The following is a 9,915-nucleotide window of genomic DNA, read 5'->3' on the forward strand; positions in this document are numbered from 1 at the left end:
GCACCGGTCCGCCTGCCGCAGGAGGCGTTCCGCGCGATCCGGTCCGCCAAGGGCGCCGTCCTGGTGCAGGTCCCGCGGCGCGGCTATCGCGAGTCGCTGTCGTGCCAGACCTGCCGCCAGCCGGCCCGCTGCACGACCTGTCACGGACCGCTGGGCCAGCCCGCCGCCTCAGCGCCGATTGCGTGCCGCTGGTGCGGCCGCGGCGCCTCCCCGTGGACCTGCCCGCACTGCCAGGGCACCGAGCTGCGTTCGCCCGTCGTCGGCGCGCTGCGCACCGCTGAGGAGTTCGCCCGCGCGTTCCCGGACCTCGAGGTCGTGACCTCGGGCGGCCAGACGATCCTCGACGAGGTCGAGCCGGGGCGCCGGCTGGTGCTCGCGACACCCGGGGCCGAGCCACATGTGGCCGGCGGCTATGAGGTCGTGATCCTGCTCGACACCTGGCTCATGCTGGCCCGCGAGGACGTACGCGTCGAGGAGGAGTCCCACCGGCGCTGGTTCAACGCACTCGCGCTCGCGGGTCCGGGCGGCACAGCGGTCGCCGTCGGTGACGCCCACACGCTGCAGGCCCTCGTACGCGCCGATCCCGCAGGCTTCGCTGCGCGGGAGCTCGCGAGCCGAGCCGAGACGCACCTGCCACCCACGGCACGGCTGGCGACCGTGGCGGGCCCGGACGAGGTCCTCGCCGATCTGGCCGATCGCACCTGGACGCCGCACACCGAGATCCTCGGACCGGTCCCGGTCGACCCGCGCTCGACCGAGGCGGGGGAGCGGCTGATTCTGCGAACCCCTCGCCGCGAAGGTGCAGACCTCGCTGCCGCGCTCGCGGCACTGGCCGCTGAGCGCAGCGCCGCCAAGCTGCCGGGCCTGCGCATCCAGGTCGACCCGCTGTCCCTCTGACCACCGCCACGGCACGCGCGCCTAGACTCGACGCCGTGAGAGTCGTCTTCGCTGGTACGCCCGAGACCGCCCTCCCGACTCTCGAGGCGCTCATCGCGAGCCGCCACGATGTCGTCGCCGTGATCACCCGGCCCGACGCTCCGGCCGGCCGCGGTCGTACGCTCACGCCGTCGCCGGTCGCCGAGACCGCCGCAGCGCACGGCATCGAGGTGCTCAAGCCCGCGAAACCCTCGGACCCCGGCTTCATGGACCGGCTGCGGGAGATCGCTCCTGATTGCATCCCGATCGTCGCCTATGGCGCACTGATCCGCCGTGAGGCGCTCGACATCCCGAAGTTCGGTTGGATCAACCTGCACTTCTCCGTGCTCCCGGCGTGGCGCGGCGCCGCACCGGTGCAGCGGGCCATCATGGCCGGCGACGAGGTCACCGGCGCGACGGTGTTCAGCCTGGTCGAGGAGCTCGACGCCGGACCGGTTCTCGGCTCGATCACCGAGCGCATCCGCGAGGACGACACCGCCGCGGAGCTGCTCGCCCGCCTCGCCGACTGGGGCAGCAAGCTGCTCGTCGACGTCATCGACCACATCGAGGACGGTGACATCGCCGCCGTCGCGCAGCCCGAGGACAACATCTCGTACGCCCACAAGCTCACGACCGAGGACGCGCGGATCGACTGGAACCGCCCGGCCTTCGCGATCGACCGGCACATCCGGGGCTGCACGCCCGCGCCGGGTGCCTGGACGTTGCTCGAGGGCGAAAGGGTCAAGATCGGCCCCGCGACGATCGCCGACGAGCGCACGCTGGTGCCCGGACAGCTGTCGATCGGCAAGCAGGAGGTCAGGGTCGGCACCACGACGACCGATCTGGTGCTCGGCGACGTCCAGGCGTTCGGCAAGAAGCGCATGCCCGCCGCCGACTGGGCCCGCGGCACGTCACTCCCCGACGGCGCGGCATTCCTGTGAGCGAGCGCCAGCGAGCTCACCAACAGGATCTGGTGCCGACCCCTCCTTGCCGTTGGCCCTCCTTGGAGGCGGCGGCATGAGCGATCCCACTCGCGCCGTCGCGTTCCACGTCCTGAGGGCGGTCGCGGAGCGCGACGCGTACGTCAACCTGGTCCTGCCGGCGATGCTCGCCGAGCACCACATCGAGGGCCGAGACGCGGCGTTCGCCACGGAGCTCGTGCACGGCACCGTACGCCGGCAGGGCACGTACGACGCGATCATCGGTCACGTCGCCAGCAAGGGGCTCGGCTCGATCGACCCCCCGGTGCTCGACGCGTTGCGGCTCGGCACGCACCAGCTGCTCAGCATGCGGGTGCCCGCGCATGCCGCGGTGTCGGAGACGGTCGACCTCGTCCGCCGCGAGATCGGGCACAAGCCGGTGCACTTCGCCAACGCGCTGCTGCGCAAGATCGGCCAGAAGGACCTCAACGGCTGGCTGGAGGTCGTCACGGCCGGACTGGAGGGCGACGAGGCCCGCTCCGTACGCACGTCGCACCCGGTCTGGATCGTCAAGGCCCTGCGCGAGGCCCTTGGTGGCCACGCGGCGCAGATCGACAAGCTGCTGGCGGCCGACAACGCCCCACCCAGGGTCACCCTCGTGGCTCGTCCGGGCCTCTGCAGTCCCGACGCGCTGCCCGGCACCCCGGGCAAGCTCTCGCCCTATGCCCGCATCCTCGACGAGGGCGGCGACCCCGGAGCGATACCGCAGGTCCGCGACGGCCGGGCCGGCGTGCAGGACGAGGGATCCCAGCTCGTGGCGATCACGCTCGCCGAGGCGGCTGTCGACGGCACCGACACACGCTGGCTCGACCTCTGCGCCGGACCCGGCGGCAAGGCGGCCCTTCTCGGCGCGCTCGCGAAGCAACGTGGTGCCGCGCTCGTCGCCAACGAGGTGCTGGAGCACCGGGCCGAGCTGGTGCGCCAGGGCGTACGCCTGCTCGACAACGTGGAGGTGACGACTGCCGACGGGCGACACGGCCCGTGGGAGTCCGCGTCGTTCGACCGGGTCCTGGTCGACGCCCCGTGCACCGGCCTCGGCGCGCTCCGCCGCCGGCCGGAGTCGCGTTGGCGCCGGTCCGAGGCCGACCTCGAGGAGCTCGTCCCGCTGCAGGAAGCGCTGCTCACCCGCGCGCTTGAGCTCGTACGCCCCGGGGGAGTCGTGGTCTACGCGACCTGCTCGCCGCACGTCCGGGAGACGCGCGGCGTCCTTGACGCAGTCACCGCCGGACGAGATGACGTCGACGTGGAGACCACCCACCAGTGGTGGCCCCACATCGACGGCACCGATGCGATGTTCTGCGCGCTACTCCGCCGCAGCTGACACCAGCTCCGGCGAGCTCGACGCCCGGCGACCGCCGACGGTCGCGACGGCCGCGACCACGAGGGCGACCAGGGCCAGGATCGACCCGGTGTCCATCGCCTCGCGCAGCCCGGGCGTGAACTCACCGGGGACCGCGTTCGATGCGTACACCGTGACGATCACCGCAAGGCCCAGCGCACCGCCGATCTGCTGCGTCGTCTGCAGCAGGCCCGACGCGGTGCCGGCGTGCCTGGGCTCGACGCCCGACAGCACGACGACCGTGAGCGGCATGAACAACAGGCCGACGCCGATGCCGTTGATCAGCAGCGGTCCGGCCAGATCAGCCCAGTACGTGCTGGCGTCGGTCAGCTCACGCAGCCACACCAGGCTGACCAGCGCCAGAGCCGCACCGGCCGTGATGAGCGGCCAGGTGCCGAACTGTGCGACCAGGCGTGGCGTCACGCGGGAGACCGCGAAGATCGCCAGGCTGAGCGGCAGGAAGGCAACCCCGGACTCGAACGCCCCGAAGCCGAGCGTGCGCTGCATGAACTGCACCAGCAGGAAGAACAGCGCGAACTGCGCGCCGATCACGAGGGTCATCGTGGCCAGGGCCGCGACGCGCGGCCGCGAGCGCAGCATGGTCGGCTCGAGCAACGGCTGCCGGGCCCGGCGCTCGATCCCGGCGAACGATCCGAGGAGTGCCGCTGCGGCCACGAACGCCGTGATCGTGCCGGGCGAGGTCCAGCTGTGGTCCGCGGCGTTGATGAAGCCGTACACCAGGGCCACGGAACCGGCGGTCGCGGTGATCGCTCCGAGGACGTCGAAGTGACCGCGCTCGCGGGTCGTCTCCGGGACGAACCGCCGGACGAGCACGACGGCCATGATGCCGATCGGCACGTTGATGATCAGGGCCCAGCGCCACGAGGCGAAGCCGGTCAGGGCGCCACCCAGGATCAGGCCGATCGAGGCGCCCGCTGACGAGACCGCGCTGAACAGGGCCAGTCCGCGGTTGCGGGCGGACTCATCCGGTGCGCTCGCGGTGATCAGCGCCAGCACGCTGGGTGCGGCGATCGCGGCGCCGACACCCTGCAGGGCACGAGACGCGATGAGCATCGCGGGGTCCTGGGCGAGTCCGCCGAGCAGCGACGCGACGGTGAAGAGACCGACGCCGATCTCGAACGCCCGCAGGCGCCCGATCACGTCGCCGAGTCGGCCGCCGAAGAGCAGGAGGCCGCCGAAGGCCAGCGAATAGGCGTTGAGGACCCACGACAGGTTGGCCGGGCTGAACCCGAGGTCGACCCGCATGAGGGGGAGAGCGACATTCACGACGGTCGCGTCGAGGATGAGCATGAGTTGTGCCGTGAGCACGATAGCGAGCCCGTACGCAGCGCGGCGCTGCGCCGGTGGTGCGTCGGTGATGGAGGTCATGGTGGGGATTCCTGTCCCGAGAAGTGGAGTGTCGTACACTCGAACGGAGAAGGGCTCCGGTTCTTCGGATGACTATACGGAGACTGTCTCCGGTTAATCAAGGGAGGTAGCGCTGTGGCGTCCATCACGCCTGCGGAGGCCGAGGTCTCCGAGGAGGTCGTCAAGCCGCTCCGTGCCGACGCACAGCGCAACTACGACAAGCTCGTCGCCGCTGCGCGGGAGGTCTTCGCCGAGCGAGGCGCCGAGGGCTCGCTCGACGAGATCGCCAAGCGCGCGGGTGTCGGACCGGGCACGCTCTACCGCCATTTCCCCACTCGGGACGACCTGATCGATGCCCTGATGCGTGACTGGACCGACCGGGTCGTGGCCGACAGCATGGCCGCGGTCGAGGCGGACGTCCCGGCTCGCGAGAAGCTCGAGCGCTGGTTCGTCGACCTGGTCAAGCACATGACGCTGCATCGTGGTGCGGCCGCCAAGCTCAGCGCCGCGATGGACGACCCGGCCTCGCCGATCTACCGCAAGTGCCAGATGCTCAACGACGCCAACGACCGCGTCATCACTCACCTGATCGAGACCGACGCACTGCGCGACAGCGTCGAGCCGCATCAGGTCGTTCGGCTGGTGAGCGGCGTGGCGACGGTCGTCGACCAGGCCGGCCTCGACGTCGAGCAGGCCCGGCCGATGCTGCGCATCGTGATCGACGGCATCGTGCGCGACTCCGCCACCTCCTGATCGGCGCTCGGGCACCACTACGCTGGCCGCATGGGCATCCAGATCACCCCGAGCATGCTGGCGTCGGACTTCGCGAACCTCGAGGCCGAGGCGGCTCGCATCTCGAGCGCCGACTGGTTGCACATGGACGTCATGGACAACCACTTCGTCCCCAACCTGACGTTGGGCGCCCCGGTCATCGAGGCGCTGGCCAAGGTCGCGGTGCAGCCGATCGACGCGCACCTGATGATCGAGGATCCCGACCGCTGGGCCCCGGCGTACGTCGAGGCGGGTGCCGAGAGCGTCACGTTCCACGTCGAGGCGGCCAAGGCGCCCGTACGCCTGGCGCGTGAGATCCGCGCCAAGGGCGCCCGAGCGTCGATGGCGCTCAAGCCCGCGACGCCGATCGAGCCGTACGAGGACCTGCTCCCCGAGCTCGACATGGTGCTGATCATGACGGTCGAGCCGGGCTTCGGCGGCCAGAAGTTCCTCGACATCTGCCTGCCCAAGATCCAGCGGACCCGCGCACTGATCGACAAGCACGGCGGCGACATCTGGCTCCAGGTCGACGGGGGAGTGTCGCTCGAGACGATCGAGCGGTGCGCCGACGCGGGCGCCGACGTGTTCGTGGCCGGCTCTGCGGTGTTCAGCGCCGACGACCCCGATGCCATGGTCGCCGAGCTGCGGTCACATGCCGGACATCACACCCACTGAACGGGACACCCGGCTAGACTTGTGCGCAACGAGCAGCAACATCGCTCGCGTGCTCCGGGGTCGGTGTAATTCCGAGCCGGCGGTGACAGTCCGCGACCCGCGGTCCCATCCTCGTGGTGGGGCAACGGTTGAGCCGGTGAAATTCCGGCACCGACGGTGAAAGTCCGGATGGGAGGAGCATTGTGTCCCGAGAGGTCGGGACCGTGGTGGGCACTCCCCACGTCACGGTTTCGCCATGGAGGACGCCGATGACCCCGGGTTGCGTGAGCGGATCACGACCCGGAGGAACGCATGGCAACCGACACCGAGATCAGCGCAATGCAGCGCGCGCTCGACGTGGCCCGCACCGTCAGACGTACGCTGCCCAATCCGCGCGTCGGCTGTGTCCTGCTCGCTCCCGACGGCCGTGAGATCGCGATCGGCGTGCACCGTGGCGCCGGGACCCCGCACGCGGAGATCGACGCGCTCACGCAGGCCGGAGAGGCCGCCCGCGGCGCGACCGCCGTCGTGACGCTCGAGCCGTGCAACCACACCGGCCGCACCGGACCGTGCGCCCAGGCGCTGGTCGAAGCTGGAGTGGCGCGCGTCGTGTTCGGCCAGATCGACCCGGACCGCTCAGCGGCCGGAGGCGCCACGACGCTCCGCGCGGCCGGCATCGAGGTTGAACCGGGTGTCATGGCCGAGGAGGCCACGGACCTCAACGTCGAGTGGACGTTCGCGGTGACCTCGGGTCGCCCATTCGTGACGTGGAAGTACGCCGCGACGCTCGACGGCCTCAGCGCCGCCCCTGACGGCACCAGCAAGTGGATCACGAGCGACGAGGCACGCCGCGACGTACAGAAGTTCCGAGCGGAGTCCGACGCGATCGTCGCGGGCACCGGAGCGGTCCTCGCCGACGACCCGCGGCTCTCGGTCCGCGACGAGAAGGACATCCCGCTCCCGTACGACCAGCAGCCGCTGCGGGTCGTGGTGGGCGAGACCAAGATCCCCAACTACTACCGCGTGTTCGACCGGGTGGCTCCCACGCTGCTGGTCCAGTCCCGCGATCCCGAGGTCGTGCTGCAAAAGCTCATCGACAACGAGATCCGGCACGTCTGGCTCGAGGGCGGCCCCCGCCTCGCCGGTGCATTCTGGAACGCCGGCGTGATCGACCGGGTGATCGGCTACATCGCCCCCGCCATGCTCGGCTCGGGCCGCGCCGCGCTCGAGGGCGAGGCCACGACCCTGGCCGACCTGCGGCCGATCGACCTGCACGACCTGACGATGGTCGGTCCGGACATCCGCATCATCGGGACACCCGGCCGCATGCAACGAGAGGACTTCGACTGATGTTCACCGGACTCATCGAGGAGAAGGGCACGATCACCGCGGTCGAGGAGCTCGGCGACTCCGTGCGCCTGACGATCCGCGGCCCGTTGGTCGTCTCCGACGCGCAGCACGGCGACTCGATCGCGGTCAGCGGCGTCTGCCTGACCGTCATGGACCGCGGCACCGACACGTTCGCGGCCGACGTCATGAAGGAGTCGCTCGACAAGACCTCGCTCGGCGATCTCGCCGTCGGCGACGAGGTCAACCTCGAGCGCGCGACCAAGGCGGGCGCGCGGCTGGGTGGTCACATCGTGCAGGGCCACGTCGACGGCACCGGGCGGATCCTCGACCGTACGCCGAGCGAGCACTGGGAGGTCGTCCGGATCGGGCTGCCGCAGGAGCTCGCCAAGTATCTCGTCGCCAAGGGGTCCGTCACGGTCGACGGCACCTCGCTCACCGTGGTCGACGTCGTCGACGGCTCTGCGTCGTCGCAAGAGGGGCCGTGGTTCTCGGTGTCGCTGATCCCCACGACGCTCGCCGAGACCACGCTCGGCACCAAGGGCCCGGGCGACCGGGTCAACCTCGAGGTGGACATCCTCGCCAAGTACGTCGAGCGCCTGCTGGGTGCTCAGGAGAAAGCAGGACACGCATGACCGAGCACGAGAACGTGCGGCTGGACAGCATCGAGCGGGCGATCGCGGACTTCCGCGACGGCAAGGCCATCGTCGTCGTCGACGACGAGAGCCGCGAGAACGAGGGCGACATCATCTTCGCCGCCAGCAAGGCCACGCCCGAGCTGATGGCCTTCCTGGTCCGCTACTCCAGCGGCCTCATCTGTGCGCCGATCACCGGCGACATCCTCGATCGCCTGGCGATCCCGCTGATGACGCCGCACAACCGCGAGAAGATGCGCACCGCCTACACGATCTCGATCGACGCCCGTGACGGCATCACGACCGGCATCTCGGCCGCCGATCGGGCGCGTACGTGCCGGGTCCTGGCCGACTCGGCGACCGAACCGTTCGAGCTCGTGCAACCGGGCCACATCATCCCGCTCCGCGCCAAGAACGGCGGCGTGCTCGAGCGCGCGGGCCACACCGAGGCGGCTGTCGACATCGCCCGCCTGGCCGGGCTCACACCGGCCGGCGTCATCGGTGAGGTGCTCAACGACGACGGCACGCTGATGCGGGCGCCGCAGCTGCGCGAGTTCGCCGATGAGCACGGCATCGCGCTGGTGTCGATCGAGGACCTGCAGGTCTACCGCCGACTTCACGAGTCGCAGGTCGATCGGCTGGCGACGACCCGGCTGCCGACCGAGTTCGGCGAGTTCACGGCGCACGGATTCCGTGACCGGATCGAGGGCTCGGAGCACATCGCGCTGGTCTACGGCGATCCCGGCACCGAGGACGTCCTGACCCGCATCCACTCCGAGTGCCTGACCGGCGACGTGTTCGGCTCGCGGCGCTGCGACTGCGGACCTCAGCTCGAGCTGTCGATGACCGAGATCACGACCGCCGGCGCCGGCATCGTCGTCTACCTCCGCGGTCACGAGGGACGTGGCATCGGCCTGCTGCACAAGCTGCAGGCGTACGCCCTGCAGGACTCCGGCCACGACACGGTCGATGCCAACCTCGAGCTGGGATTCGGCGAGGACGAGCGCGACTACGCCGCCGGTGCCCAGATCCTGCGCGCCCTCGGGGTCACGTCGGCCCGGCTGCTGACCAACAACCCGGACAAGACCATCGCCCTCGAGGCGTACGGCGTCAAGATCAGCGAACGGCTGCCGCTGCGGATCGCGCCCAACGAGGACAGCCTGCGCTACCTGCAGACCAAGGCCGAGCGGATGGGCCACGACCTTCCCGGACTGGAGAACCTGGCATGAGTGAGCGCCGGCGAACGAACAACGAGACAGGGCTCATGCCGCTGCCTCCGTATCGTGGGTTCTTCAGGGAGGTGGCGGCATGAGCGGCGGCGGAGCACCCGACCTGCGGGTCGACGCGAGTGGCGCGCGGGTCGCGATCATCGCGTCGAGCTGGCACACCGAGGTCATGGACGGCCTGATCGCCGGCGCCGAGCGGGCGCTGGCCGATGCCAAGGTCGAGGACATCACGCTCGTACGCGCGCCGGGTTCGTTCGAGCTGCCGATCCTCTGTCAGGCGTACGCCCGCGACGGCTACGACGCCGTGATCGCGCTCGGCGTGATCATCCGGGGCGGCACCCCGCACTTCGAGTACGTCTCGGCTGCCGCGACCGACGGGCTCAACCGGGTCGCCCTCGACACCGGCGTGCCGATCGGGTTCGGGCTGCTGACGTGTGACGACGAGGCGCAAGCGCTTGACCGTGCGGGTCTGCCCGACAGTCGCGAGGACAAGGGTCGCGAGGCAGTCGAGGCCGCGCTGTCCACCCGGAACCTCCTGCGCACGCTGGCCTGACGGACGCCGATAGACTGCTCCGCGATGAAGACCTTCGATGAACTCTTCGCCGAGCTGTCCGACAAGGCAGCCAGCCGCCCTGAGGGCTCGCGCACCGTCGCCGAGCTCGATGCCGGCGTGCACGCGA

At 70.5% G+C, this 9,915-nt stretch carries 9 protein-coding genes, 1 pseudogene and 1 riboswitch; of the genes and pseudogenes, 9 read left to right on the forward strand and 1 reads right to left on the reverse strand.

Annotated elements, in window-relative coordinates:
• From V6M46_RS07695 to V6M46_RS07705, 3 genes and pseudogenes are all read left to right on the forward strand, one after another.
• Positions 1–897: pseudogene (locus V6M46_RS07695) on the forward strand (primosome assembly protein PriA); the annotation flags it as partial.
• Between the two features lie 35 nt (positions 898–932).
• Positions 933–1,856, forward strand: a complete 924-nt coding sequence (gene fmt, locus V6M46_RS07700; RefSeq protein WP_332663475.1) for a methionyl-tRNA formyltransferase — start codon at positions 933–935, stop codon at positions 1,854–1,856.
• A 76-nt stretch (positions 1,857–1,932) separates the two neighbouring features.
• Complete coding sequence (locus V6M46_RS07705) at positions 1,933–3,216, forward strand: RsmB/NOP family class I SAM-dependent RNA methyltransferase (RefSeq protein ID WP_332663477.1); 1,284 nt, start codon at positions 1,933–1,935, stop codon at positions 3,214–3,216.
• Here the strand turns inward: V6M46_RS07705 and V6M46_RS07710 are convergent.
• Complete coding sequence (locus V6M46_RS07710; protein WP_332663479.1) at positions 3,199–4,623, reverse strand: MFS transporter; 1,425 nt, start codon at positions 4,621–4,623, stop codon at positions 3,199–3,201. The genes V6M46_RS07705 and V6M46_RS07710 overlap by 18 nt on opposite strands.
• A 114-nt stretch (positions 4,624–4,737) precedes the next feature.
• On the opposite strand from V6M46_RS07710, the gene V6M46_RS07715 reads away from it, so the two are divergent.
• The 6 genes from V6M46_RS07715 (at position 4,738) to ribH (ending at position 9,788) form a co-directional block, all read left to right on the forward strand.
• Positions 4,738–5,355, forward strand: coding sequence for a TetR/AcrR family transcriptional regulator (locus V6M46_RS07715; RefSeq protein ID WP_332663480.1), 618 nt, complete (start codon positions 4,738–4,740; stop codon positions 5,353–5,355).
• A gap of 30 nt (positions 5,356–5,385) precedes the next feature.
• Positions 5,386–6,048, forward strand: coding sequence for a ribulose-phosphate 3-epimerase (gene rpe / locus V6M46_RS07720; protein WP_332663482.1), 663 nt, complete (start codon positions 5,386–5,388; stop codon positions 6,046–6,048).
• 46 nt (positions 6,049–6,094) lie between these two features.
• Positions 6,095–6,232: riboswitch (FMN riboswitch) on the forward strand.
• Between the two features lie 107 nt (positions 6,233–6,339).
• Positions 6,340–7,377, forward strand: coding sequence for a bifunctional diaminohydroxyphosphoribosylaminopyrimidine deaminase/5-amino-6-(5-phosphoribosylamino)uracil reductase RibD (gene ribD / locus V6M46_RS07725; protein ID WP_332663483.1), 1,038 nt, complete (start codon positions 6,340–6,342; stop codon positions 7,375–7,377).
• On the forward strand, positions 7,377–8,009 hold the full coding sequence (locus V6M46_RS07730) for a riboflavin synthase (RefSeq protein WP_332663485.1): 633 nt from the start codon (positions 7,377–7,379) through the stop codon (positions 8,007–8,009). The genes ribD and V6M46_RS07730 overlap by 1 nt, the downstream gene beginning before the upstream one ends.
• Positions 8,006–9,238 (forward strand): bifunctional 3,4-dihydroxy-2-butanone-4-phosphate synthase/GTP cyclohydrolase II, encoded by a 1,233-nt coding sequence (locus V6M46_RS07735; RefSeq protein ID WP_332663486.1) that lies wholly within the window; start codon positions 8,006–8,008, stop codon positions 9,236–9,238. Before V6M46_RS07730 ends, V6M46_RS07735 begins: the two co-directional genes overlap by 4 nt.
• 79 nt (positions 9,239–9,317) lie before the next feature.
• Positions 9,318–9,788, forward strand: a complete 471-nt coding sequence (ribH, locus tag V6M46_RS07740; protein WP_332663488.1) for a 6,7-dimethyl-8-ribityllumazine synthase — start codon at positions 9,318–9,320, stop codon at positions 9,786–9,788.
• The last annotated feature ends 127 nt before the right edge of the window (positions 9,789–9,915 follow it).

Origin of the sequence: Aeromicrobium sp., assembly GCF_036676885.1 — a bacterium.
GTDB lineage: Bacteria > Actinomycetota > Actinomycetes > Propionibacteriales > Nocardioidaceae > Aeromicrobium.